Origin of the sequence: Desulfopila inferna, assembly GCF_016919005.1 — a bacterium.
GTDB lineage: Bacteria > Desulfobacterota > Desulfobulbia > Desulfobulbales > Desulfocapsaceae > Desulfopila_A > Desulfopila_A inferna.
The window spans coordinates 34925-61059 of record NZ_JAFFQE010000002.1 but is presented as its reverse complement, the minus strand read 5'-3'; the positions used below and the strand labels follow the sequence as shown (position 1 = coordinate 61059).

Genomic DNA, 26135 nt, shown 5'->3' with positions numbered 1-26135 from the left:
TGGGGAAAAATACTGCCTGAAAGTGGCTATTTTTCCCCAAACTCCTCTGGAAATCCCCCTACCTCTCGTCGTTTGATTATTGAAGATCAAAAATGATAGGCGACGCCCAGGGTGAAATTGAAATATTCAATTCCATCAAGATCGCCGGTTCCCATCGTATAGTTACCTTCAATACCCAGCGATACCTCCCGGCTCACAAATACATCTGCCCCTAATCCCACTTTCCATGCGAAATCAGAGTCATCGAAAGATTCGGCATAAGCATACTGATCGATGCGTACCTCGGAATCAAGATCAGCGTTCATTATCCCTCCTCCAACTACCACTGACAGCTTTACATTCTCATGGTTGAGCGGAAAATATCCCTTCATCACAAACATGAACGTGGTCACTTCTAAACTGGCATCTCCGCTAACATTCATGCCTGCAACCTGAAAATCGTTCAAACTGTCTTCAAATTCATCCAAGTAGTCGAGGTTGAGTTCAAGATCAAACAACGGGTGCAACTTGTAGCCAAACTTGAGGTTTGCCCCCCACGAATTATCATAATCTCCACCATCAAAATTCTCTACAGCATAAGAACCACCCGCCCCAATATAGAATCTTTCGGGATTTTGTGCGTAAGCTGAAGCTGAAAAGAAAATTACCAACACTACTGCAGTAAAAACCAAATGCTTTCTCATGCTTTCCCCTCTCTCTGATAAAATTAGATAGAACCTTTGCGTGCCAATTGTGCATTAACTGCACAATATTGTTAATAGTTGAACTACATACAAGCTGCAAAAATCAGTTAAGGATATCTGAAGGTGGATTTTTTAGCAAGAAATTCCTATCACCTGGAAACAGTAACTGCTTTGCAGAGTAGGGCGAAAGTGCTATTTGCTAACAGTACTATTTAGATCATTATTGAAGCTCACGCCGGATGTAATAAAATTTGATAACTGATAATCTCCATTTCCAGGTCGAGTTCTTGTCTACAACCTCAAAGTGGTGCACCGTTAACTCTTGAGAGGTGAATGTTTTTGCGAACGGTTCCAAGCATCACCGCAATTTTTTGAGGTAGCTTTTTTTTACCGGGAAGGGAAACTCGAAGAAGGACGAACCAGCTTTAAAGTTAAAATGGGGTATTTAGATATTGCAACCCGTTTTTGAAGATAAATGCTTCAGAAAAATTGAAAAGAAAAGAAGTGTACCTCTTCCGTGGCAAAGAGGGGAATCTTAGGTCACCAACTCACATTATCTAAAAAAAAAGGACTTATGGCAATTAAGCCATAAGTCCTTGAAATGTCTTGGTAGCGGGGGAAGGATTTGAACCTCCGACCTTCGGGTTATGAGCCCGACGAGCTACCGAACTGCTCCACCCCGCGTTGCGAGGAAAAATATACAACGATGTCCTTTGAATGTCAATGGCTATTGTTGAGGTAGATTCATTTTTATAAGACCGTGCAGTTTTGCGGAGATTTCCTCCGGAAGCTGGACAAGCCTGCCTTCCCGGTTGACGGCGGCATGAATGGTATAGCCTTTTACCAAGAGCTTGGGTTGTCCTAGTTCGGGGTCATCGCGGGTGATGCGGTAGTGAAAGCGGCAGGATACCTTTTTCAGCGTATCGATCGCTGTTTCGATGGTGAGAAGATCATCGTAAAAGGCGGGGGCCTTGAAGCGTGAGAAGCATTCGGTGACCGGAAGAAGAATTCCCAGCTTCTCGATGTCCCGATAGCTGCAGACCCAGTCGCGCATCATCTCAGTACGGCCGATTTCAAAGTATCTGAGATAATTGGCATTGTAGACGACTCCGGCGGCATCGGTGTCGCCATAAAGTACTCGGCACCGGCTTCTATGGACCGGCTCCTTCATTTTGAGTTGCATGGCTGCTGGAGAAGTGTATTGATCAGTTCGTGGCCGTTTTCAAGCAGCCGGATATTTTTAGATTGTGCCGATCTTTCCGAGAACGACAACCCGCAGCCGTTTTCGGTATGGCGGGAATCGTAGAGCAGAGTAGGTACCGGATCAATGGTGTGGGTGCGCAGGGCGATCGGGGTGTAGTGATCGGTGGTGACACTCACACGAAAGTCCACTCCTTTGTGGTGCAGCGCCTCGATGATATAGCCCACAATTTTGCTGTCAAAATCCTCAATGGCCTGGAGCTTGTTCTTGATCGAACCCTGATGACCCGATTCATCGGGCGCCTCCAGATGAACGAAAACAAAATCCTGGCTTTGTAGGGCCTCAAGAGCCGCTTCGGCTTTACCCCGATAGTTGGTGTCGAGAAAGCCGGTCGCTCCGGGAACATCGATGATCCGCAGTCCCGCGTTGACCCCGATGCCTTTGAGCAGATCAACGGCGGAGATCATGCTGCCCTGGATATTGAAGCGCTCTCTGAAGGTGGGCATCTGCGGCATTTTTCCCTCACCCCAAAGCCAAATGGAGTTGGCGGGCAGCTGTGAGTTGGCGAGTCGTTTCCTGTTGACCGGGTGCTGCGCCAGCACTTTTTCAGCTTTTGACAGAAGATCTGCCCAGCTATGGTGTCTGAGGTAATTGTTACGGAACCGGAAAATATTCTGTTCGATATAATCATGTGGCGGAACCGTCGCCAGTCCGGGCAGATCTCCCCTGAAGGTGAGCAGGTGACGATAGCTGACTCCGGCAAAAAAATGAAAGAGATCGCCGCCGCATTCTTCCTCCAGGGCGGCTATCAGCTCGCCGGCCTCCGCGGTGCTGATATGGCCGCCGGTAAAATCGACCATGTCGATCACTTTCTCCGACTCGAATGCCAGAGTAACCAGGTTGCAGCGAAAGGCAGTTTCGTCCGGGGCCAGCGCAATTCCCATGCTGGCGGCTTCCAGGGGCGCTCTGCCGGTGTAATATTTTGCGGGATCGTAGCCCATCAGAGAGAGATTGGCAACATCGCTGCCCGGAGCATAACCCTCGGGGATAGTCTTAGTGCGGAACAGTTCACCTTTCCGGCAGATTTCATCCATCGCCGGTGTTGCGGCGGCTTCCAGGGGAGTTGCATTGCCCAGTTCAGCAAGGGGGAAGTCCCCCATGCCGTCGCCAACCAGAATCAGATATTTCATTTGCCTCTCCGCGCTATCAATGGCCGTTTTTGTCTTCTATCAGACCCCTGATCGTCACTGTCGGGTCTGTAATAACATCGAGAGCATTGATTTCGGCGATGGCCTTTTGCACTTCGCTTTCCCTGGCCATGTGCGACCTGAATACGATAAAGACCGGATTGCCCTTGCCGCGGCTTTTCTGGATCATCGATTTGATCGAAATGCCATGTCGGCCGAATACACCGGTGATCTTGGAAAGAACTCCAGGCTGGTCGACCGCTGTGATGCGGAAGTAATAAGGGCACTCCAACTCGCCCATGGGGGTGATATCGGGAGTGGAGATATTTTCCGGAAGATAGGAGAGCGAGGGCACCCGGTTGACGGATCCTGCAATGATGTTTCTGCCGATATCGATGACGTCGGCGGCAACGGCACTGCCGGTGGGCATCATTCCGGCTCCTTGTCCGTAGAGGAGGACATCTCCGACTATATCACCGGTGAATTGGATGGCATTGAAGGCACCGTGGATATTAGCCAGCATATGAGACTCCGGCACCATGGTGGGATGCACCCGTGCCTCCATATGACTGCCGTGGTTGTGGCTGATGGCCAGCAGCTTGATGCGGTAGCCGAATTCCCTGGCAAACTCGATATCGATGGGATGGATATTACTGATGCCTTCCGTGGTGACATGGTCGAGGTGAACGTGTTTGCCGTAGGCTATGGTCATCAGGATAGCAAGCTTATGGGCGGTATCGATGCCTTCGATATCATAAGTTGGATCGGCCTCGGCGAAGCCTTTCTGCTGGGCGTCCCTGAGAACGTCTGCGAAGGCGTAGCCGTGCTCCGTCATTTGAGTAAGAATATAGTTGGCGGTACCGTTCATTATTCCCCTGATTGAGAGAATGGTGTTGGCGATCAGTCCTTCCTTGAGTGATTTGATCACCGGCATTCCCCCACCGACACTGGCCTCGAAGCCGACCTCGACATCGTTGGCGGCTGCTGCTGAAAAAATTTCGCGGCCGTGGGTGGAAAGCAGCGCCTTGTTGGCGGAAACTACATGCTTGCCCTTGGCGATAGCCTTGAGGAGAAACGATTTGGCGGGTTCGATGCCGCCGATCAGCTCGACGACGATATCTATCTGTGGATCTTCAAAGATATCATTGGCATCCTTTGAGAAAACGGTTTCCTGAAATTCCTGCGGCAATGTATCATGATTAATATCAGCCACCCTGGAGAGGAGAACCGTAGCTCCGCTACGCTGTTCAATCAGATCTTTCTGCTGCAGCAGCGTTCGGGCGAGTCCCTGTCCTACGGTGCCGAAACCTATGAGGCCTACCTGTATCTCTCTCATAACCTTTCTATCCATTCTACCCATTGTGTGGGAACATTGTGAAAATTGTAGCAGCTCAGGCTCCCGAACCGGACCAGCGGTCCTGGGTAAACAACCTGATGCAGATGCGCCAGCCTACCCGCTTTACGGCTTAATGTCAAAAAAATACAAAAGATAATTTACTGGCCTGTAAGGATAAAGTAGTATATAGTTTCCTCCTGCCTGGCAGGAAAGCGCAGAAAGTAATCGCTAAAGCCACTGTGAAAAAGAGCCGATGATTCCGGTTGAGAGGATAGCCTGAGAAGAGAGAAAGAGAGTCCTCTTGAGCCGCAATCGGGTGTCGGAGTGCTTGATTATGTTTTTTTGTGTATCTCCCTCCGCTGGAGAAGAATATAAGGTTTCTCCGCCGTCAGATGATTTTTCATTGCCGGTGGTATTAGTACCTTACACCTGAGAGTCTATCATAAAAAACAAGGAAGCGGAAAGTGCATTAAAGACCAATAGCTTAAATATACCACCAAGGCGCTTATCCAGCTCAGCTGGGTTAGCTATCTTATAGCTGTTTTTCGTATTTTAACTTCAAAGGAGAAAGTAATGGGTAAAAATATCCTGGTTTTTGGACCAAATGGAAGCGGTAAAGGGACGCAGGGAGCGATTATATCAAAAAAATACGATATCCCTCATATTGAGTCCGGTGCGATTTTCAGAGAGCATATCAGCGGCGGCACAGAACTTGGCAAAAAGGCTAAAGAATATATTGACCGTGGTGATCTGGTGCCCGATGATATTACCATTCCCATGATGGTAGCCAGACTGCAGAAAGATGACTGTAAAAACGGCTGGATTCTCGACGGATTTCCCCGTTCCAAGGATCAGGCGGTTACCCTTGCCGAGACTCTTAAAAAAGAAGATTTGGCTCTTGATTATGTTATTGAGATCAGGCTCGAACGTGAGGTGGCTAAAGAACGCATCATGGGACGCCGGCTCTGTGTCAATGACAACAACCACCCCAACCATATCGCCTTTGATGCCATCAAGCCCGTGGAAAAAGACGGCAAACTTGTCTGTCGCGTCTGCGGCGGCGAACTGAAGACCCGTCCCGACGATCAGGATGAGGAAGCCATCAACAAGCGACATAATATTTATTATGACGAAGAAACCGGCACCATGGCAGCAGTCAATTACTTTAAGAATGCCGACGGGCCAAAGGTCATCTCTGTCGACGGCTCTGCTTCCATCAAGGAAGTGACCGACTCCATCATGAGCGAGCTGTAATTGAACTAACTGTTGTTGTCCTGTTAAGTATCCGAAAAAAGGGTATTTCTCTTGCACTGAAAGGGGAGTACCCTTTTTTTTTGCCTTTTATGCCAGGATATCTTAATATGTCGCACAATAGTGCAAAAATGAGAGCGGGCCAGAACAGGTTGGAGAAATCATCTGTTCTGGCCTCTTCTGTTAAAGAGGGCGAAACGGAGATCCTGTGTCATGCAGGAATATATATTCGCCATGAGATGAATTTAAAGAAATCAGGCACAGTGGTTGTCATGAGATGGTTATGGACGAGAAAAAAGGAAACGGCAGGATCGGCAAGGTTTACCTGGTAGGAGCCGGACCGGGTGATCCCGGCCTAATTACGGTGAGGGGCAAATATCTGCTGGAAAAGGCCGAGGTCGTCGTCTATGATTATCTGGCCAGCCGCAAACTGCTTAAGCATGTCTCTAAAGATGCCATTCTTATTTATGCCGGTAAAAAAGGTGGAGCCAAGCATACCCATACCCAGGACGAGATAAATCAGATGCTGGTGGATCATGCGCTGGCGGGAAAAATCGTGGTTCGGCTCAAGGGTGGTGATCCTTTTATTTTCGGAAGAGGTGGAGAGGAGCTGGAAAGGCTCTTTGCCGCCAATGTCCCTTTCGAGGTGGTTCCGGGAGTAACTTCGGCGACCGCTGCGGCTACCTATGCCGGTATCCCCATCACACATCGAAACTACACGGCCTCCGTTGCCTTTCTCACCGGTCATGAAGATCCCACCAAAAAGGATTCCAATGTCGACTGGAGCAAACTGGCCACCGGAGCCGGAACAATTGTCGTCTATATGGGAATTAAAAATCTGCCCATAATCGTGGAAAACCTGGTCAAGCATGGCCGCGACCCCAAGACGCCTGTGGCCGTGGTTCGCTGGGCTTCAACCCCCGAACAGAGAACCGTGGTCGGTACACTGGGCACTATAAAGGATGTGGTGGCGGAAGCCGGCATTAAACCACCTTCCCTCATAATTGTCGGTGAAGTCGTTACTCTGCGGGAAACCATAGACTGGTTTGAGAAACGGCCGCTCTTCGGTAAAAAGATAGTGGTCACCAGAACGCGGGATCAGGCCAGCAGGCTGATCGCCGACCTTGAAGAAAACGGTGCCGACTGCTTTGAGTGTGCAACCATTGATATTCAGCCGGTTGATTCGTACGATATCCTCGATACCGAACTGGAGCGGATTGAGGAATATCACTGGATTCTGTTCTCCTCTCTCAACGGTGTGACCTATTTCTTTGATCGTTTATTTAAAAGGGGGATGGATGCCAGGGACCTGAAGGGACCGGGTATTGCGGCCGTCGGCAGGAGCACCGCCGATCTGCTGCACAGCTATGGCGTCAATGCCGATCTCATTCCTCCGGTTTTTACCAGCGAAGGGCTGGCCGATAGTCTGCTGGACCAGGGAGTTGAAGGCAGAAACATTCTCATCCCCCGGGCAGAGAAGGGCAGGGAGGTTCTGCCTGAGACCCTGCGCGGCGCTGGAGCACAGGTTACCATTGCCCCGGTGTACAAGAACGTGCTGCCCGAAGATCGTAAAAAAGAGCTGCGCGCCGAACTTGAGACGGGGAAGGTCGATATGGTGACTTTTACCAGCTCTTCCACCGTCAGGAATTTTCTGACCATGCTGGGTGCCGGCAGTGAGGGCGAGCTCAAGGAGTTGCTCAAAGACGTAAAGATCACCGCCATCGGCCCCATCACCGCAAAGACGATCACGGATAATGGTTTGACCGTTAACCTGCAGCCGGAGGAACATACCATTGAAGAGATGGTAAAGACCATCGTTTCATACTATACTGAATTAAGGGCACAGCAGAAGTAAGAAAAATACCGTCAAAATATATCCGGAGAATGAATATGGTCGACGCCTATTTATTTAAGGAAGAAGACGAAACAACTGCTGATATTGACACCGTCGGACAGGACGAGCAGGAAGATGAGCCGGAGAAGGCGCTGTTCTGCAAGTTCTGCGGTCATCTTATCACCCATGCGGACCATGCCGTCGAGATGAATGACAGCCACCGACACGCGTTTTTCAACCCGGCCGGCGTAATTTTCGAGATTCGCTGCTTTAGCAGCGCTGCAGGCTGCACTGTCCAGGGAGAATCATTCTCCGAATTTACCTGGTTTGCCGGGTATATCTGGACATTGGCTTTTTGCTCCATGTGTGCGAATCATATGGGCTGGTATTTCAGCTCCGGCGATCTCGGTTTTTACGGCTTGATCGAAAAACATCTGGTCTCTTAAGCCGGCCGGTGCTATCCCTCCCGGATCAGATCGATCAGATCGTCCGAACTCATCTTGGCGCTGATATCGCTGCCTTCCAGCAGGCTTCCGGCCAGATCGCGCTTTTCCTGGTGGAGCTTGACTATTTTTTCCTCGATGGAATTTTTGCACACCAGTCTATAGATGGTGACCGGGCGGGTCTGCCCGATGCGGTGAGCCCTGTCCGAAGCCTGGTCTTCGATGGCCGGGTTCCACCAGGGATCCATATGAATGACATAATCTGCTGCCGTCAGGTTGAGCCCCAAACCTCCCGCTTTCAGACTGATGAGGAAGAGATCTCCCTGGCCGGACTGGAAATCATCGACCCGCGTTTTTCTGTCTTTGGAAGGAGTGGAACCATCCAGGTATTGATAGGAGATGCCCTGACTGTCGAGATACTCGCGGATGATTTTCAGATGCCCGATGAACTGACTGAAGACCAGCGCCTTGTGTCGACCGCCGATCAGCTCTTCCACAACCGAGGAAAAGATTTGCAGTTTCGAGCTTTGTATAGAGGTATCGGGACTTATAAGCCGCGGATTGCAGCAGGCCTGCCGCAGTTTCATGATCTCCGTGAGGATCTGGAGGTGGCGGCCTTTCTTGTCCTTGTTGCTCTCCAGAATATCAAGGGCATTCTGGCGCAGGGCCTCGTAAAAATGTGCCTCTTCGTCGCTCATCTCTACCTGGAGGGTCACATCCGTTCTGGGCGGCAGTTCTTCAAGCACCTGCGATTTGATACGCCGCAGAATAAAAGGCCGGATAAGCTTCTTCAGTTTGATTTTGGCATCCCGATCCTGGAACCGTTCGATCGGAATGGCGTATTTTTCATTGAAGTTGCCGATGGAGCCAAGGAGGCCTGGATTGATAAAATTAAAGAGATTCCAGAGTTCGCCCAGATGATTTTCAATGGGCGTCCCCGTGGTGATAAGCTTGAATTTAGCGCGCAGTGACATCGCCGCCTTTGATCTTTTGGTGGCGGCATTTTTGATGGCCTGCGCCTCATCGAGAATAACTGTCTGCCATTCCACCCGGGAGAGAAGCTCGGATTCCTGCTGCAGCAGGGTATAGGTGGTGATGAGCATATCGAAGCCCCCTAGCTTTTTAATGGCCTTTGACCGGTTCTTGGCGGGCAGCGTTACCATGTTCAAGGTGGGGGTGAAGCGATTTACTTCGCTTTGCCAGTTGGTTGAAACGGAGGTCGGCGCTACCACCAGCGTGGGTCCTTTGGCGGCATTTTTGAGGATGATGGCCAGCGACTGCAGGGTCTTGCCAAGGCCCATGTCATCGGCAAGACAGCCGCCGACGCCTAAAAAAGCCAATCTGGCAAGCCAGTTGAAGCCTTCCACCTGATAGTCGCGAAGCTCGGCCTGAAGTGTCGATGGCAGCTTCGGCACAAAGGACTGGGCATCGCTGATGCGGTCGAGCTGCAGGTGCCATCCCGCATCGGCTGTTGTCGAGGCCTGTTTAGCCAGATCTTCAAGGGGCAGGGCGGCAAGCGGATGCACCAGAATCTCATTGCCGGACTGATCGTCGGAATCTTCTCCATAGGTATTGAGATCCTCAAGCCGCTTTTTGAACTCCTGGGTCAGGGCGAGAAACTGGCCATCCCCCAGTTGAATGAATCTCCCGGAGGACTGCTTCACTTTCAGGAGCAGCTCTTTGAGATCAATCACCTTGTCCCGGTCCAGGGTAAGGTGGCCGCTCATGCTGAACCAGTTTTGCCGGTTCGTTCTGATCTTGAGATTCATGTTCTTAAAGGACGCCTGGTGAGTGACGCTCAGCTTTTCTCCTTCAGGCCATTCAATCACAACTCTATCGCTGATGGCCTGCAGCTCGATGAGCGCCTGGAGGCAGTCGTCCGGGTCATGCAGATGCCACTCGCGGTCGTTTTCCTGTTCCATATCGGTTGCCAGATCAAGAATGGGGCAGAGCTCTTCGACATCCCGGGCTTTTTCTTCTTCGAGTGCCAGATTTCTTCTGGTTTGCAACCGTTTTCCCTTTACCTCGGCCATAAGATTTTCAACACCCTGACCAGGTTTGAGGTAATGCCCTCCCTCGGAGAAGGGCTTGACGAACATGTCGAGCCGAAAACCCCTGCCGTAGGGCAGTAGATGCATATAGATGGTGGGGTCGGCTTCCACCAGAGTTATATTGGCTTTGCTGCGCGATGACTGATCCACGGCGATTGCCGAATGGACAGTCATGAACGAGCTGATGTTGCCGATGGCGGTGAGGACATGGTCGCTGGCTTCCTTGGGAACAACCAGACCGTCCTTGCCGGTAATCTGCGCTATTCTCCGGTGATTTTCCTTAATGGCAATAATTTTGAAACGGGTCGGGGTTTCCTGAAAGACGGTAATGTCGCCATCCGTTATCGATTGGGCGAAACGGATATGGAGCTGGTCCCCGATCTCTTCTACCAACAGCTCCGGTTCACCGGCGGCAAATTCAACAGGGGTGGTCGGCGATTTACTGAGAAAGAGCAGGGGATGACCGACCAGATTCGTCAGCACCTTGTCCATATCGAAGGCAAAGGAGGTGCTGTGGGTTTCCTGATTATATGTTTTAGTAATGGCTCTGCATACCTTTCTGTCCTGGATTGAAAGATAGGGAAGTTTATCGGATTCGTGGAGTCTGGCCAGGGAAAGTGGCTTGCCTTTGCTCCATTCTCCGGTTGGACTGAGTTTCTGTTCCCTGGGGCTGATGCTGATCTTGCCGTTCTTGTAGTTGACCATCCAGACCAGACGAATATCTTGAGGCAGCTCAGTGTCCTGGTTTTCGACGGTGGCATGAATGAGTGCCTGAAGGCTGCGTTTCCAGGGCTCTTCCGGTTCCAGGATCGAAATCAGAGATATAATCGAGTTTTTTGCCCGGAGTTCTTCTATGATTTCCCTAAAATCGGATTTCTCGTGGCTGATCTTCTCTAGAATCTCGGCGAAGGCCAGGGCCATGAAATCGTAGCCGTTTTCTCTCGCTCTGGCGAGCATCATCTTTATTTTTTTCTCCAGATGTGACTGGAGTGATCTGTTCAGCCAATATTGGGAAAGGCCGGCAAAAAGCAGGGTGAGGCTGTGATGTTTTCCTTCTTTTTTCAGGTTGAGCAGTTCCTGCGGCACGCTGATGTTCTGCTGGGCGCTTATAACAGTAGCCAGATAATGGTAAGCTGCGATTTCGGCGCCGTGGGAAAAGTTGGTCATGGCGATGCTTATCTGGTCGGCAACCTTGCCCTGCTCATTGCCGGCGCCGTACTGAAGAAGGGCAAGGATATGAAAAATTCCTGCCGGGCCAAAGAAGGCGACATTGTCGTCACTGCTGAAGGATTTCAGGAAATCAATATCGGCTTCATAGGCGTGGATGGAGGATTCCAGTTCCCCCTGAAGAAAGAGTATAGTGCCTTTTGCCCCGGTACCGGAAAAGGCATCTTCATCTGAGCTGACCAGCTGTGTTGCAGCATTGAGATCACCCCGGAAGAGTAGCTGATTGAACAACAGTCTTTTAAAAGGAAGACGTTCATCGCTGCTGAAGCCTGAAAAACCTTCTTCGTTTTGCAGAAAGGCGAGGAGTTCGGGATAGGAGATCAGGTTTGCCTGGGCATGGCGCAGGACGCTGTCGAGCAGATAAAACTGAAAAGAAACGGGTAGTGAACGAAACCATTCAGATGAAAAAGGCTGAGTTGTGACCTGTACCGCAGGTGGCATGCTGGGGGCCATTTCGGTGCACTGCTGCTCAAGAAATTCGTTCGCTTCCTCAATCAGCTCGAACTGCTGCGTATAGATACCTATGCGCATCTCCCGTATGGCGCGCCAGCAACGGGTAGACCATTTACCGTAATAATAGGAAACAGGCGCTTCTTCACGTATTACTTCGGCAAAAAGAGAAAATGTCCCCTCTTTTACGGCAATCTTGCATAAAATTTCGACTATCTCGGTTGCGCATTGCTGATTTTTGTTTACCAGTCCTAACTTCTGAAATTTGGAGAAATAATGGTTGAGATTGGCTACCGTAGGGCTGTTTCCACGGGGGCCACGCAACTCCAGTTTCTTCATGCAGTTAACAATGAGTGTGGTGTGGGCCGGTTCATAGAGTACGGAGAGAAATTGAAGAAACGTCTGCTCAAAGGAGCTGAGTTTGGCATATTTTCGGAGCAGGTCGGCGTCAGTGGTCATAAAATAAATAGAGGATAAATGGTTATATGTTCCGTGTGCTTTCTTCAGAAAAGCATGGGCGCGAACATTGTACTATATCATGTCTTGAAGGGAATTGAATAAAAAAGTTCAGAATTTTTTAGTTCCTTTCCCCGATTGATGCTTGAGGACATTGTTAGAATAGAATTTTGGCTTGAACTGGGAAACTGTTTGAAAAAAAATACTTTACAGGATGGCAACAGCATAATAATCATAGTTGACAGCAATGAGTACCATCAGAGAAATACAAGGTATGCAGTTTTTCAGATAGAGCCAGAAATATTATGACCGTAACAGGATACCTCCTCCTCGAGGAAAGCGCGGCAGACATCACCGCTGTTGATATCGAACGTCGCACTATCGAGCGTTATGCCGCAACCATTGGCGTGCGCCTTGACCATCTTCGAATCGAACAGGGAACATCTATAAGGCGTCCTTTTGCTGAACGAACTCAGGGGCGGAAGATCCTGGCGGAGATTGAAAAGGGAGATAGTATTGTCGCCGGTAAGGCCGAATGGGTTCTAAGTTCGGCCAGGGAAGGTCTGCACCTGATAAATATGCTACAGGAGAGGAAAGTGGCCTTGTATTGCGCAGATCTGGAAGAAAATATAACTCTGCCCGTGGAACGAAAACTTGTGGTTTACGAGGGAGGAGCCGATCTTGTCAAACGACTGCTTATCTCACTAGCGGCCTGTGAAAGCAGTTCGCATGGTGATTCCATAAGGGCAGCGAAGCGACAGATGAAAAAGGAAGGAAAGTACCTCGGGGGGCCTGTTCCCTTTGGTTGGCATGTTAAAGCAGGATTTCTGGTGCAGGATCGTGAGCAGCAGAAAGTCATACGTGAAATCCGTAAATTACGGGCCGACAGGTGGTCTTACCGGGATATAGCACAAAAGCTCACCCATCTTTTCGGTCTGCAGCTGTCCCACGAAGGTATTCGCAAGATCCTGCTCTATAACGACAACAACAAATGACGGATTAAAAAAAAAGCTCGACCTACGTGGCTGTAGATCGAGCTTTCTTGCAGGCGGAGTTTATGCCCGTCAGGGTGCTTACCTCTGAATAGTTACGGTATCACAAGAAATTGAAATAGAAAATTACAGGCTGGTGTGTGTCCTGATATCTGCGTCTTCCTGCTGGTTCGCCAGCCATCCCGAAAACACCTGCTGTTGCTTCCGCTGAATGATGGCATCCCGGTATTGCCTCTCTTCTTCTTCACTGAGTTCGCCTGCAGGAATTTTTCTGTCAGCAAGTGAGTAGACATAGAATGCGCCGTCCCCCTCCCCCCGCACTGGTTCTTCAGGGAAGGGGCTGCCGGCTGAAAGTTCGAATGCGCTGTCAATTATGTTTCGCGGCAATGTCCCCCGTGAGTTGCCTTTTTTCAGATAGTCAGATTCTTTCACAGTCAAATCTTCAGCCTGCGCAGCCTCTTCAATTGTCCCTGCCTCCCTTGCCTTTTGCAGGAGAGCCTGCGCCTTCTCTTGCGCTGTTATCTGTGCTTTATGATCTTTAAAATCCGCTACCACCTGCTCCCTGACGGTATCTAGTTCAGGTACCTGCGGAGGCTTGACCCCTTCTGCGAAGAGGATGGCATACCCTTGTGATGTCTCGATCAAGGAGCTTAACTCCTGCTCATTGAGAGAGAAGGCAGTGCTGAGGAAATTGGGATCATTAATAATGTCGTGCGGCGGATTGCTTCTGGTGAAAAATTCCGTCTCCTTGAGACTCACTTGCGGATTCGTCTCAAGGTAGGCCCCAAGGCTTCCAGCGGCTATGATGTTCTCATACGCTTCATTGGCAACTCTGAAGGCAAGTGGTTTTGCCTGTTGGGTTCGCAGTTCACTGTAAATAGCATCTTTTACCTCAGCCAACGGTTTGGTGGTCGGCGGTATGATCTCCTCGACTTTGATTATGTGATATCCGAATGTGGTTTTGACTACATCACTTATGCCGCCTTCTTCGAGAGCGAACGCCGCTTCCTCGAAAGGCTTTACCATCTGGCCGCGCGAAAAGAGTCCAAGATCACCTCCCTGACCGCTGGAGGGCCCTTCAGAATGCTTTTCGGCAAGCTCAGCAAAATCATGACCCTGCCTTGCCATAGCCACTATTTCCTCAGCCTTCTTTTTCTGGCGCTCATGGACTTCTGCGGGGCTGTTCTCGTCAGCCTTTAACAGGATATGCCTGGCCCGGCGCTGCTCCTCCTCGGAAAAGGTTGAGATATTGTCCTGGTAATACTGCTCAACGGCATCGTCATCGATGGTGATTTTTTCGGCCACCTCATTATAACTAAAATCAAGATATCTGAGCTTGACCTGCGGCTCCGTTCTGTAGTTGTCCTGAACATTTGCATACCACGCTTCGAGTTCCTTCTCATCTACTTTGACCGTGCCGCTATACTCCTGTGGTTGCAAGGCAACATACTGTATTGCCACTTCAGTATTATCAAGCCTGTAAAGATCCTTGATCTCATTCTCAGTGGCGGTTGTGGCAAAATCAGCAATATCAAGGCGAGTCTTCTGGGCCAGCATATCGAGTTGAACTGTCTCCTCGAAGGTTGTGGGAGTGAACCCATTGGCTGCCAGTAACGCTGTATACCTTTCCAGGCTGAACCTGCCATTTTCCTGGAACTGGACCATGTTTTTTATGGTCTCCTGAACTTCCTGCCGACTGACATATATACCCATTTCCGCGGCCCCCTGTCTAAGCAGAGCTTCCTGAATGAGCTGATTGACTACCTGGCTTTTGATATCAAAGCTCTCCAGCAGCTCTTGAGGTATGTTGCCGCCAAACTGATTCTTAATATTCTCATAGGTGCGGTCGTAGGTATTCTGGTAGTCCTGGAAAGAAATTTCCTCGCCATTGACAACAATCGCCGCTTCCCTGCTGTTCATCATGTTGGTGCCGACTCCCCAGAAGATAAAGACCAGGGCGATGACAACTACAATGGCTTGAATGAAAATGGATTGCGCTTTATTTCGAAGAATTTGCAGCATAAAAATACTCTGAATGAATTTTATGGATTGCGAAACTGAAGTAAATGTGTTTCATATGTGCATATGCAAGTTTTGTGAATCATACCCAGCAATATTGCAGTTACAGAGTTTGGATTTACTCTTTATGATTGCCATGTGCAAGGAAAAATCGAAAAACATTAAAACCTGGAGAGCGTATTGCGCAATGTTTGGTGGGTTTTGGTGGAGTCGGTATGTATATTACATAATAGGAAGATTTTTTGGACGAGTGCTTTATTTAACACTTCTTTTAAAAAAGATGTTTGTAATTTTGTCACATCCGAATAAAATATACTACTTGCGGAATAATTTTATTTGTAAATTATTGCTGTTAAAATAGGTGAGTAGCTTGTAAGTAGGAAATGATTCGTCATTCACTTGACAAACGATTCACCCTATAGTAATAAGCCTAGTTAGTTTTTATTTTAATATAATTTTAAAAACGGTGAAAGCCATATAGAATAAATTTTAAAGGAGGTTGTAAAATGCCAACATTAGAACACAAAGGATCAAGTTTCACAGTAGATGAAGATGGTTTCCTGCTCAAAGGAATGGATGAATTCAATGAAGATTGGGTTGATTACGTCAAAGGCGTGGAAGGTATCTCCGAGCTCACCGAAGAGCATCAGAAGGTGATCGACGCTCTGCAGGAATACTACAAGAAGAACGGCATCGCTCCTATGGTTCGTATTCTTTCCAAAACCACCGGCTTCCCGCTGAAGAGAATCTATGAGCTGTTCCCCTCGGGACCAGGAAAGGGAGCCTGTAAAATGGCTGGTCTTCCTAAGCCTACCGGTTGTGTATAATCAGCTGGGATTCGTTTCTGCTGTATAGTTTAACAGGGAGCACCTTTGTTGTTTAAAGGCGGCTCCCTTTTTTTTGTGTCTTACAGATCGCTTTCTTATTGTTTTGCTGGAAAACAATCTGTCTATCGGGTCCTTACCCAGATCTCCTGGTTTTCACTCAGAAGCGTTCTGGTGCTTTTCAAGGAACTGCCGTACCAGCTTCTCCTCAATTTCTGCAACTCTTCGTCTATAATCTTTTTTACCTATCCGTGCTCCACGTATCCCTCCGCGAAGATTAATCTCCGCCAGGTAAAGCTGTCCATCCGGTTGAACCATGATATCCAGATGGCCATAGGGAAAGCCGGCACGATTCATGATTTCACTGCAGAAGCGTCGGACCACCGGGGACAGGATACAGGATTGCGACTCCCCCCCGCAGTGCATGTTGTTGCGGAAGCTGTAAGGATTACACCTGGTGTAAGCCTCAATATACTCATCGAGGATTACAACTCTCATGTCGCTGCATTCGGGAAGGTATGGCTGTAAAACGAAGGGATAGCTGAGAATATTATGAGCTGCCTGGTTGTAAATATCCTCAATCGAATTGTACAGCAGGATGCCGATACCGGCATTTTTTCTTTCCTGTTTGAGGATGACCTTGCCGATATTGTTTCTATGGTAGTCGTTGGAGGTTTCCAGCAGCTGGTGTGTATCATAGATGACAGTAGTATGAGGAATCATCCACTGCGCCAGGATTTTGGCCTGAAAAGCCTTTGATCTTCCAGCCAGCTGTGAAGTGGCGGAAGGAATCATGTGGACCTGTCGCGCTGTCAGGTCAAGAAGCAGGTGCTCTTCTCCGGGTTTCAAAGGAATTCTGCCTTTGATCACATCTCCCTTGCCCAAACTTTGGTAGCAGGCGAGGAGTTCTGCTTTTCCTGAGACTACACGGGACATACAGCTTAAAATACCATTTCACGGAATCGTTCATGAAAGGCGTCAAGATTTTCACCGCAGCTGCCGCAGAATAGCTTGACGTTGCCTAAAATTTCCGAATTCTGGTCATTGGCGGTGAAGCTGCCGTCCTCGTTTTGGCCATAGTAAGTAGTGATCAGGGCATCTTCGGCCACTTCAAAAAAATCTTTATCATTGTGGCAAAACGGGCAGGTGAGAAGATTAACTATTTGGGTTTCTTTGGATGCCATGACGAAAAAAGAATGATCTCAAGGGTGAATGTTACTTTATACTCGCAGCTTTGTCCTGCGGGAGCTTCTGTGTCATCTCGGTCTGCTCGGTTTTGGCGGGTTTTCCAGTGGTATGCAGGTCCTTGATTGCGGCTTTAATTTCACCATCGATACTGGCTCCGGGTTCTACGGTCAAACTGCCGGCTGTGATTTTGCCATGGATTGAAGATCCTTTCTTGGCTGTGAGCAGTTTTGTTTCAATGTTGCCTGTAAAGGTACCCTGGCAGATAAACGAGGAAACCTTGATATCGCCGTGTACTTTACCGTCTTTGCTGAGAACCAGATGTTCTCCGTTGATGTTGCCGTTGATTTCGCCGTCGATTCTGGTCTTTCCCTTGAAGGAAATCTCTCCGGTGATGGTCATACTGCTGTCAATAATGGATGAAATGGCTTCACCTTCAACTTTTTCCATCTCTTTTTCCATGTCTTCTTTCTTGCTGCCAAACATATTTACTTCTCCATGGGGCTATTGAATTTGCATTTCAGGTCTGCAACCTTCATGAATTTCGCTGGATTGACAGGTCTGCCTTTGAGGTTGATCTCATAATGCAGATGCGATCCGGTTGAGCGGCCGGAATTTCCTACAAGTCCGATAGTCTGACCGCGAGTGACATAATCCCCTTTTTTGACATGGTAATTGTCGAGATGGCCAAAACACGTGGTATAGCCGTTACCATGATCGATCCTGACATATTTCCCGTAGCCACCGTTAACCCCTGCATAAACAACCTTACCGTCTGCCGTGGCGATGACCGGATCACCAGTTTTTCCGCGAAAGTCTATGCCCTCATGAAAGGCATTTTTGCTGTTCAGGGGGTCCTTTCTCTTGCCGAACCAGGAAGAAACGGAGCCGATGACCGGCGTTCCTAAAGGCAGGGCTTGAATGGTCTTGAGGTAGTGATCGGTGCGGTAAATCAGTTCATCGTAAACCGCATTTTCCGCGGCAATGAAGGGACCGCCGCTGTTATCCTGTTTTTCCTGATCTTTCGGTGTCACCTTTATGCCGATGTCGCTGATGATAGTCTCTATAAACTCACTGCGGTTGTTCAGCTCAGTGACGGCGGTGGAGAGAAGCCGATCTTTTTCTTCTTTGAAGGACATCGCCTGTTGCAGGTTTTTCCTCTCCAGTTCCGCGATTTTCCTGTTGTTTTCCAGCTCCAGCTTGGAAATTAACAGATTGTTCTTGGTTTTAAGGTCTTCAATCATTACTTTATTTTGGGCAATCACTTCGGCGAGCTTATTCTCCAACCGGGAATTGGCTCCCTTTGTATTGTGTATTTTTTCCTTGAAAAGGGCCATCCTTTTTACCAGAATCTTGTTATAGGCGAAAACACCTGTGGTAAAAAAACCGGTAAAAAGCAAGGCGCATGCAGTACAAAAAGTGACAATGGCGGAAATTATCAGCTTTTTCTTCGAAATTTGAAAGGAGAAGGGACTGCGTTGATCGCCGGCAATAATAAAGTGGAATTGTTCATTCATTGCAGTTTGTCTGAATAGATTGTATAAAAACCTGTCTGCAGTTGTCTGCCTGGGACATAGGCAGAAGCATGGGCAGAAGAAACGAACTCGGGGATCTCTTCACGCAACAGTTCGATTTATAATCGTAAGCATTTCAAAAATCAACTCAAAAAGGGCTGCTGCACTTTCAGGAAGCGGGCTTGTTATGTGTCGACGAAGTCTGTCTCGACTGGAAAAAATACCAGCATGTGTGCTGCTTATTCCCGGCACATCCTTATGTTGTATACCTGCACTCATAAATATTCCAAAAAGCTGCAACGCTATTTAAACATATGTCAAATCTTCTTACCTGCCGCTCGCTGTCCAAATCCTTTGGGGCCCAAACACTCTTTCAGGGAATTGATCTTGTTGTCAACAGTGGAGAGAGAATCGGGCTCATCGGACCCAATGGTTCCGGAAAATCCACATTGTTGAAAATACTCAGCGGTCTTGAAGAGCCCGATGAGGGTGTCATTCTCAAAAGTAAACACCTTCTGGTCGGCTACCTGGCCCAGGCTGATATCTTTGATGAGGAGCAGAGTGTTTTCGATAATCTCTGTCAGTCTCTTTCGGCTAGCGGGATGGATGAGACGGAAATACAGAACAGGGTCCAGGCGATATTGAGTAGAACGGAATTTATCGATGATACTCAGGCGGTAAAGCTGCTTTCCGGAGGATGGAGGAAGAGACTGGCCATTTGCCGCGTTCTCCTGGCGTCTCCTCAGGTCGTAGTCCTTGACGAGCCGACCAACCATCTCGATATTGAGGGAATTCTCTGGCTGGAAAAAATAATCGGCGGAGGGCTGGTCAATGGCCCTGAGGCCTTTGTGATCGTCAGTCATGACCGGCAATTTCTCGAAAACTGTGCTACGCGCATGGTCGAGCTTTCTGCAGTGTATCCTCAAGGCTCCTTTCAGGTGGATGGCAATTACAGCTCTTTTCTTGAAAAGAGGGAACTCTTTCTCGAGCAGCAGCTCGATGCGGAGGAACGTCTCAGCAATAAGATGCGGAGAGAGACGGAATGGTTGAGCCGGGGGCCTAAGGCTAGAGCCACCAAAGCCCGTTATCGGATAGAGGAGGCAGGCCGCCTGCAGGACGAGCTTGCCCTGGTTAGAGACAGAAATCGTTCGACTTCCAATGTGCGTATAGATTTCGGAGGAACAGGCCGAAAAACCAAAAAGTTGCTGGAGGCAACGCGCCTGAGCAAATCTTTTGGCAACCGGGTTCTTTTTGAAAATCTCGATATTCTCCTGTCTCCCGGTAGCCGGTTGGGTTTGCTGGGGCGTAACGGTTGTGGAAAATCCACGCTTATGGAGGCGCTCGCCGCGGCCGGCAACCAAAAGGATGTCAAACTTGACAGCGGAGAAATAAAAGTTGCCGAGAAAGTGAAAATTGTGACGTTTGAGCAGAATAGAGAATCACTTGATCCCGGGATTTCGTTGCGTCGAGCCCTGGCGCCTCAAGGGGATTCCGTGGTTTTTCGGGAAAGATCGGTGCATGTGGTCTCCTGGGCCAAGCGTTTCCTCTTCAGACCCGATCAACTGGAAACCCCGGTGGGAGAACTCTCCGGCGGCGAACAGGCCCGTATTCTCATAGCCTCGCTGATGCTGCAGCCCGCTGATATTCTCCTTCTTGATGAGCCGACCAATGATCTCGATATCGGCTCACTCGATGTGCTTGAGGAGAGTCTGATGGATTTCCCCGGCGCTCTTGTTCTGGTAACCCATGATCGTTATCTGCTTGATCGCGTCTGCGGCAGTGTAATCGGCTTTGACGGAGAGGGTGGTACCGCCTATTTTGCCGATTATCAGCAGTGGCTCACCTATCTGCAGGAGCAGCAAGTGGGAAAACAGCAGGAGTCTGCGCTAAAACCGGAGAAAGAGAAACCTCGGCAGGAGCGGCGCAAGGCTGGAAAACTATCCTATCTCGACCAGAGGGAATTTGAGCGGATGGAGGGAAAAATAGAGGAGAAAGAAGGGCGGCAGAAGCAACTGCAGGAGAAAATAAATTCACCTAAGGTTGCCGCTGATCCGCAAAAATTGCAGGGATACTGGCAGGAGTTGGAGAAGGTCGAGGAAGAAATAGAGAAGATGTACACCCGCTGGAGTGAACTGGAAGAGAAGAAGTTGTCTTCGTAAACATATCAAGACAGCATGGTACCGGTTCGTCAATTTCAGCTCGGTGTAAAGGTATAGTTGTTTTTGCCGATTCGCTTGGTGTAGTACATGGCATCATCCGCCTTTTTCATAAGAACCCTGCTTTCTTCACCATCCTGCGGATAAACTGCTATGCCGATACTGGCTCCGATGGTAATCTCATTTCCACCAATTATAATGGGCTCGGATACCTTCTGTACTATTTTCCCGGCCACCTTGGCCGCGGCCAGACGGTGCGGCACCTCGGTCTGTATTACCAGAAATTCATCTCCGCCGATACGGGCGACTGTATCAGCCTGACGCAGGCTTTCCTCCAGTCTGTCCGCAACCTCCTGCAGTACCTGGTCGCCGATGTCGTGACCATGGGAATCATTGACATCTTTAAAGCCGTCGAGGTCGATGAACATGACGGCAGTCATCCATCCCTTTCGCCTGGAGAGGGTGACGGCGCTGTGCAGTCTCTCTCTGGCAAGGCGCAGGTTGGGCAGTCCGGTCAAGGGATCGTGGTTGGCCAGATTGCTCACCTTTTCAAGTGCCTCTTCAAGCTGCCGTCCGGTATTTTTCAAGCTGGTAATGTCGTAGAAAGTGAGGAGCCTGCCATTGTCTGGAAGGACGGCGCACTGGTATTGCAGAACTTTTCCATTGCGTAATTTGAGCTCTATCGGAGCGATATTGCCGCGGCGTATGGCCTTGATGCGCTTGTGGATATACTCATCTGCGTTTTCGGGAGGGATATCATATATGCCTGAGAGATTATTGTATTCCATCAGCTCTCTGAATGTAGGTCGCCTGTCGGTAAACTCCTTCGGCATTCCCCATAGTTCACGGTAAGCCTGGTTGACGATACGGATTCTCAAATCGGCATCGAGAAGAAGGATGCCGTAATCAATAGTATTGATGACGGCATTGAATTCGTTGAGTGTTTTTGCCAGGGTTTCCTCTGTTGCCTTCTGCTCGGTGATATCCTGGAGAATACCGATAATAAAAAGACCTTCCACTCCCTCGATAGCCACCAGATTCAGGAGAACCCTGCGTTTGCAGACCGTCATCGGAGTTTCATAGCTTGAACTGAAGATCTCATTTTTTTTGAAATCGGCATTTTTTACTTTTGCAATCCAGTCGATCACTTTCTGTTTTTCAGGTCCTTCAATGTGGTCGGTGAACTTTGTCGAGAGTATTCTGAGTAACCCTCTGCGGAGAAGTTTTTGTGTCGCCGTATTGGCCTGCACAATCATGCCGTTGCAGTCCATCTCAACGACCGCTTCGGCGACGCTGTTGAAAATGGCATGGTAGTGTTTTCGGGCGAGTAGTAGTTCTTTAGTTATTTCGCGTGGATAGAGGCTGTCGCCGCCGATGGTTGTTTGGCTGCGCCTGATGCCCTTGCGGTACTGATCTATAACATGAAAAATATGATCCTTGAGATTGGCCTCGGGACCTTTGGCTATGTAGACATCGGCATCGAGCTCAAGAATCTGCCGGTTGTCCTCCAGTGAGGTCGAGGAATGAACAGCAATAAAAATTTCCTTGAGTTTTCTATCCTTGCGGATAATGGTGCACAGCTGATCCCCGCTTATCTTGGGCATGATGATATCGGTGAAGATGATGTCCGGAGTTTCTTTATCGATCTTGACCAGGGCCTCGAGGCCGTTGGACGCTGTGGTCACCGAGCAGTCCATCGTTTCAAGATGATAGCAGATGAGCTTGAGGATGGTCGGATTATTCTCAACGACAAGAACTTTGCACACTTTTCTTCACCTGATAGTAAAAATCAAAAAACGGAGTAAGACTAACCCAGCTGAGCTGGATAAGAACCTTTAGAAAGATAATTTTCTTGCAAAAAAAACAAGAAAACAATCTGTAAGGTACTAATTTTTGCCGATGAGCTTGAGGAAATCCTCTTCGCTGATAATTGCTTTGCCTGCCTGTTCAGCCTGTTGCAACTTCGAGCCGGGACTGCTGCCGGCTACCACATGGGTTAATTTTTTGCTCACCGAAGTGGAGACCTCGCCGCCGTTTTCTTTGACTCGTTTTTTGGCTTCGCTTCGTGAAAGCATTTCCAGACTTCCGGTAAAGAGAAAGCTTTTGCCGGAAAGGAGTCCAGCTACCGGTCTTTGAGGAGCGGTGGGGGAGACACCAACCGCCTCCAGGCGCTTGAGAATGTCCCGGGTCCTGGAGTCGGCGAAATATGCGGACAGGCTTTGTGCCGTGCGCAGGCCGATGCCCTCGATCTGGAGGAGCTCTTCAGTACTCGCCTCTGTCAGCGCACCCAAGGTTCGAAAGCGCTGCTCCAGCAGAGTGGCGGTTGTTTCCCCGATAAATCGAATACCGAGGGCGGCCAGCAGCTTGCTGAACGGCGGAGTTTTTTTGGCGGAAATCGCCTCAAGAACTTTTGCGGCCGATTTTTCCCCCCAGCCCGGCAAGGCAGCCAATTTGTCTTGATCAAGAAGGAAAATGTCGGGAATATCCTCGATAATCTTCTCGTTGACGAGCTGTTCGATATATTTTTTTCCCAGGCCTTCGATATCAAGCCCGGCTTTGGAACTGAAGTGAATAAGTGCCCTGAGTTTTTGTGCGGCACACATGGTATTCGGACACCTGGTCACCACTTCATTCTCATGTTTTACAAGGGAATGAGAGCAAACAGGGCAGATGGATGGCGCTGTGACGGGTTTTTCCGTGCCCGTTCTTTTCTCGGTGATCGGTTTGACAACTTCAGGGATGACGTCGCCTGCCCGCTGGATCAGTACCGTGTCGCCGAGGCGCAGATCCTTGCGTTCGAGCTCTTCCTGGTTATGGAGCGTGGCTCTGCCGACAAGGGCGCCGCCGACATTAACGGGCTCAAGTATGGCAACAGGAGTCAGGGCTCCCGTTCGGCCGACCTGGAAGACGACATCGAGCAGTTTTGTCGTTGCCTGGGTTGCCGGAAACTTGCAGGCGATGGCCCAGCGTGGTGCTCTGGCCTTGAAGCCGAGGCGCTCCTGAAGGGAAAAACTGTCGACCTTGACCACAACCCCGTCTATCTCATAAGGAAGATTATGACGAACGGCGAGAAGATCATCATAGGCGGCAACAACATCTTCTATGTTTTTGCACAACCTGGTCATATCGTTGACGGGCAGACCGCGTTCTTTGAGAAAATCAAAGAGCATGGCGTATTGTCCCTCTATTTCAAGTCCCTCGGCCGTTGAAATGCCGAAGGCAAAAAAGCGAAGCGGACGACCGGCTGTAATGCGGGGATCCAGCTGCCTCAGTGAACCGGCTGCGGCATTGCGAGGATTGGCAAAGAGCTGTTCACCGTTTTTTTCCCGGAGTTGATTGAGCCGGCGAAATCCCTCTTTGTCCATAAAAACCTCGCCGCGGACTTCAAGCAGTCTGGGGTAGGGTGCTCTCAATCTCAACGGAATGGCGGAAATGGTGCGCACCTGTGCGCTGACATCTTCTCCTGTTCTGCCGTCTCCGCGGGTAAGGGCCCGTATGAGAGTGCCTTCTCTGTAAATAAGCTCTATGGCGAGGCCGTCGAGTTTCGGCTCAGCAACGTAATGTGGAGTTGATGAGCTGTTAAGGTAGCGCATCAGCCTGCTCTCAAAGTCAATCAGGTCCTCATCGGAAAAGGCATTCTCCAGGCTCAGCATGGGGATACGATGGGCGACCTGATTAAACTTGTCAAGCGGCATGCCGCCGATACGCCGACTGGGAGAGTCGGGTGTGACCAGTTCCGGGTATTCTTTTTCTATCTGCAGAAGATTATGGAAAAGCTGGTCATACTCACTGTCCGAGATCGTTGGATTGTCAAGGACATGATAATTATAGGCGTGCTCCCCGAGCTGTTTTTTCAGCTCATTGAGGAGCATCTCGGCATCGGCAGGGTAGTTAGAGCTCATCAAGGAGTTTTCCTGATTTGGCAATGTTTTCGCGGACAACTTCATCAATGAAGATGAGGATGCTTTCGGGAGGCTTGTTGGCCGCCTTGGCTATGACATCGGTGACGCCCCGGCAGATTTCGGCTTTCTGTTCACGGCTGAGCTCTCCGGCGACTCTGATGTTGACATAGGGCATGATGTTCTCCTCGTGGTTGAGTGTAAAAGATGATGATCCGCCTGCGGATCTTTCTTTCATCCTTGAATAATAAAAACAGAATGACTAGTTTGTCGAGTCTAAATATATCAATCTCTCTATTACCTATAGTTAGCTCGATCGGAGAAATTATGAAAATAGTAGTAACCGGCGGTGCAGGTTATATCGGCAGTCATACCTGTCTCGAACTCCTTGAGGCCGGCCATCAGGTGGTTGTGATCGACAACCTGGTCAACTCCAGCAGGGAATCGTTGAGAAGGGTCGAGGAATTGACCGGCAGGCCAGTTGAGTTTCATGAGGTTGATCTGCTCGACATGGAAGGGCTGGAAAAGGTGTTCAACTCCGCTTCACCGATAGATGGAGTCATCCACTTTGCCGGGTTGAAAGCTGTGGGGGAATCCGTGGCAAAGCCTCTGCTTTATTACAACAATAACATCAAAGCTACGCTCAATCTCTGTGATGTTATGGTTCGTCATGACGTTAAGAGCATTATTTTCAGTTCGTCGGCGACGGTGTATGGCGATCCCGCCACCGTGCCGATAACTGAAGATTTTCCGCTATCCTGCACCAACCCCTACGGCAGGACCAAATTAATGAGTGAGGAGATATTGACTGATCTCAGCATGGCCCTCGATGGCTGGGATGTCATTCTTTTGCGCTATTTCAATCCGGTCGGGGCGCACCATAGTGGCCGCATCGGTGAAGATCCGGACGGCATTCCCAATAATCTGATGCCGTATGTCTCGCAGGTTGCCGTAGGCAAACTTAGGGAGCTCTCGGTTTTCGGGAACGATTACCCCACCAGGGACGGCACCGGCGTGCGTGATTACATTCACGTGGTCGATCTGGCTCTTGGGCATGTCAAGGCGCTGCAGAAGATGAATAGCGGCAGCGGTGTTTCTATCTACAATCTCGGAACGGGGAAGGGGTACAGTGTTCTCGAGATTGCTCACGCCTTCGAGAAGGTTTGCGGCAAGGCCATTCCTTATAGGATAGCCAAGAGACGACCCGGGGATATCGCCACCTGTTATGCCGATCCGGCCAAGGCTCTGAAAGAACTGGGCTGGCGGGCTGAAAGAGGTCTTGAGGAAATGTGCGAGTCCACCTGGAACTGGCAGAAAAATAACCCCGAAGGCTATTGAAAAAAAGACACCGGGTTTCGATTATCCCGAAGTGCGGTAGCAGCGGAAGCCCGTGGCGATATCAAATATGAAGGTAAGCTACTGTTCGC

Annotated in this window: 20 protein-coding genes and 1 tRNA gene; 7 read left to right on the top strand and 14 right to left on the bottom strand. The window is 49.4% G+C overall.

The annotated features are described in order from the left end of the window. Positions 1-86: 86 nt before the first annotated feature. From JWG88_RS04305 to JWG88_RS04285, 5 genes are all read right to left on the bottom strand, one after another. Complete coding sequence (locus tag JWG88_RS04305) at positions 87-683, bottom strand: porin family protein (protein WP_205232485.1); 597 nt, start codon at positions 681-683, stop codon at positions 87-89. A gap of 607 nt (positions 684-1290) precedes the next feature. Continuing rightward, positions 1291-1367: transfer RNA gene (locus JWG88_RS04300), tRNA-Met, on the bottom strand. 43 nt (positions 1368-1410) lie between these two features. After that, positions 1411-1854 carry an acyl-CoA thioesterase gene (locus JWG88_RS04295; RefSeq protein ID WP_205232484.1) on the bottom strand — a complete coding sequence of 148 codons (444 nt, stop codon included), beginning with the start codon at positions 1852-1854 and terminating at the stop codon, positions 1411-1413. Then, positions 1851-3074, bottom strand: coding sequence for a cofactor-independent phosphoglycerate mutase (locus tag JWG88_RS04290; RefSeq protein WP_205232483.1), 1224 nt, complete (start codon positions 3072-3074; stop codon positions 1851-1853). Before JWG88_RS04290 ends, JWG88_RS04295 begins: the two co-directional genes overlap by 4 nt. A 16-nt stretch (positions 3075-3090) precedes the next feature. Further along, complete coding sequence (locus JWG88_RS04285; RefSeq protein ID WP_205232482.1) at positions 3091-4407, bottom strand: homoserine dehydrogenase; 1317 nt, start codon at positions 4405-4407, stop codon at positions 3091-3093. A 573-nt stretch (positions 4408-4980) separates the two neighbouring features. Between JWG88_RS04285 and JWG88_RS04280 the strand changes: the two genes are divergently transcribed. From JWG88_RS04280 to JWG88_RS04270, 3 genes are all read left to right on the top strand, one after another. After that, positions 4981-5661, top strand: coding sequence for an adenylate kinase (locus tag JWG88_RS04280; RefSeq protein WP_205232481.1), 681 nt, complete (start codon positions 4981-4983; stop codon positions 5659-5661). A gap of 280 nt (positions 5662-5941) precedes the next feature. Next, complete coding sequence (cobA, locus tag JWG88_RS04275; protein ID WP_205232480.1) at positions 5942-7513, top strand: uroporphyrinogen-III C-methyltransferase; 1572 nt, start codon at positions 5942-5944, stop codon at positions 7511-7513. 35 nt (positions 7514-7548) lie between these two features. Continuing rightward, the gene (locus JWG88_RS04270; RefSeq protein ID WP_205232479.1) at positions 7549-7938 is read left to right on the top strand and encodes a cereblon family protein; all 390 of its coding nucleotides are present in this window, start codon (positions 7549-7551) and stop codon (positions 7936-7938) included. Positions 7939-7949: 11 nt separating this feature from the next. On the opposite strand, the gene JWG88_RS04265 is transcribed toward JWG88_RS04270, so the two are convergent. Next, entirely contained in the window at positions 7950-12122 is a 4173-nt protein-coding gene (locus JWG88_RS04265) for a DEAD/DEAH box helicase (protein WP_205232478.1), read from the bottom strand. A gap of 302 nt (positions 12123-12424) precedes the next feature. On the opposite strand from JWG88_RS04265, the gene JWG88_RS04260 reads away from it, so the two are divergent. After that, positions 12425-13114 carry a serine integrase family protein gene (locus JWG88_RS04260; protein ID WP_205232477.1) on the top strand — a complete coding sequence of 230 codons (690 nt, stop codon included), beginning with the start codon at positions 12425-12427 and terminating at the stop codon, positions 13112-13114. A 123-nt stretch (positions 13115-13237) separates the two neighbouring features. Here the strand turns inward: JWG88_RS04260 and JWG88_RS04255 are convergent, their stop codons facing one another. Beyond that, the gene (locus tag JWG88_RS04255; protein ID WP_205232476.1) at positions 13238-15133 is read right to left on the bottom strand and encodes a SurA N-terminal domain-containing protein; all 1896 of its coding nucleotides are present in this window, start codon (positions 15131-15133) and stop codon (positions 13238-13240) included. Positions 15134-15636: 503 nt separating this feature from the next. Between JWG88_RS04255 and JWG88_RS04250 the strand changes: the two genes are divergently transcribed. Beyond that, positions 15637-15957, top strand: coding sequence for a TusE/DsrC/DsvC family sulfur relay protein (locus tag JWG88_RS04250; RefSeq protein WP_205232475.1), 321 nt, complete (start codon positions 15637-15639; stop codon positions 15955-15957). Positions 15958-16110: 153 nt separating this feature from the next. On the opposite strand, the gene JWG88_RS04245 is transcribed toward JWG88_RS04250, so the two are convergent. The 4 genes from JWG88_RS04245 to JWG88_RS04230 are packed head-to-tail and all read right to left on the bottom strand — an operon-like array spanning position 16111 to position 18656. Continuing rightward, positions 16111-16890: an ATP-grasp domain-containing protein gene (locus tag JWG88_RS04245; protein ID WP_205232474.1), complete on the bottom strand. Its 780-nt coding sequence runs from the start codon at positions 16888-16890 to the stop codon at positions 16111-16113. Positions 16891-16895: 5 nt separating this feature from the next. Then, positions 16896-17138: a hypothetical protein gene (locus JWG88_RS04240; protein WP_205232473.1), complete on the bottom strand. Its 243-nt coding sequence runs from the start codon at positions 17136-17138 to the stop codon at positions 16896-16898. 31 nt (positions 17139-17169) lie between these two features. Continuing rightward, entirely contained in the window at positions 17170-17625 is a 456-nt protein-coding gene (locus JWG88_RS04235) for a bactofilin family protein (protein WP_205232472.1), read from the bottom strand. Between the two features lie 2 nt (positions 17626-17627). Then, on the bottom strand, positions 17628-18656 hold the full coding sequence (locus tag JWG88_RS04230; protein ID WP_205232471.1) for a M23 family metallopeptidase: 1029 nt from the start codon (positions 18654-18656) through the stop codon (positions 17628-17630). A gap of 311 nt (positions 18657-18967) precedes the next feature. Between JWG88_RS04230 and JWG88_RS04225 the strand changes: the two genes are divergently transcribed. After that, positions 18968-20812 carry an ABC-F family ATP-binding cassette domain-containing protein gene (locus JWG88_RS04225; protein WP_205232470.1) on the top strand — a complete coding sequence of 615 codons (1845 nt, stop codon included), beginning with the start codon at positions 18968-18970 and terminating at the stop codon, positions 20810-20812. Between the two features lie 35 nt (positions 20813-20847). On the opposite strand, the gene JWG88_RS22060 is transcribed toward JWG88_RS04225, so the two are convergent. The 3 genes from JWG88_RS22060 to JWG88_RS04210 all read right to left on the bottom strand — a co-directional run bounded on the left by JWG88_RS22060 (position 20848) and on the right by JWG88_RS04210 (position 24886). After that, positions 20848-22575 (bottom strand): diguanylate cyclase domain-containing protein, encoded by a 1728-nt coding sequence (locus JWG88_RS22060; RefSeq protein ID WP_205232469.1) that lies wholly within the window; start codon positions 22573-22575, stop codon positions 20848-20850. A 120-nt stretch (positions 22576-22695) separates the two neighbouring features. Beyond that, positions 22696-24711, bottom strand: coding sequence for an NAD-dependent DNA ligase LigA (ligA, locus tag JWG88_RS04215; protein WP_240194282.1), 2016 nt, complete (start codon positions 24709-24711; stop codon positions 22696-22698). Next, positions 24701-24886: a tautomerase family protein gene (locus JWG88_RS04210; protein WP_205232468.1), complete on the bottom strand. Its 186-nt coding sequence runs from the start codon at positions 24884-24886 to the stop codon at positions 24701-24703. Before JWG88_RS04210 ends, ligA begins: the two co-directional genes overlap by 11 nt. 149 nt (positions 24887-25035) lie before the next feature. Here JWG88_RS04210 and galE point away from each other — a divergent pair, with 149 nt between their 5' ends. Beyond that, positions 25036-26046, top strand: coding sequence for a UDP-glucose 4-epimerase GalE (galE, locus tag JWG88_RS04205; RefSeq protein WP_205232467.1), 1011 nt, complete (start codon positions 25036-25038; stop codon positions 26044-26046). The last annotated feature ends 89 nt before the right edge of the window (positions 26047-26135 follow it).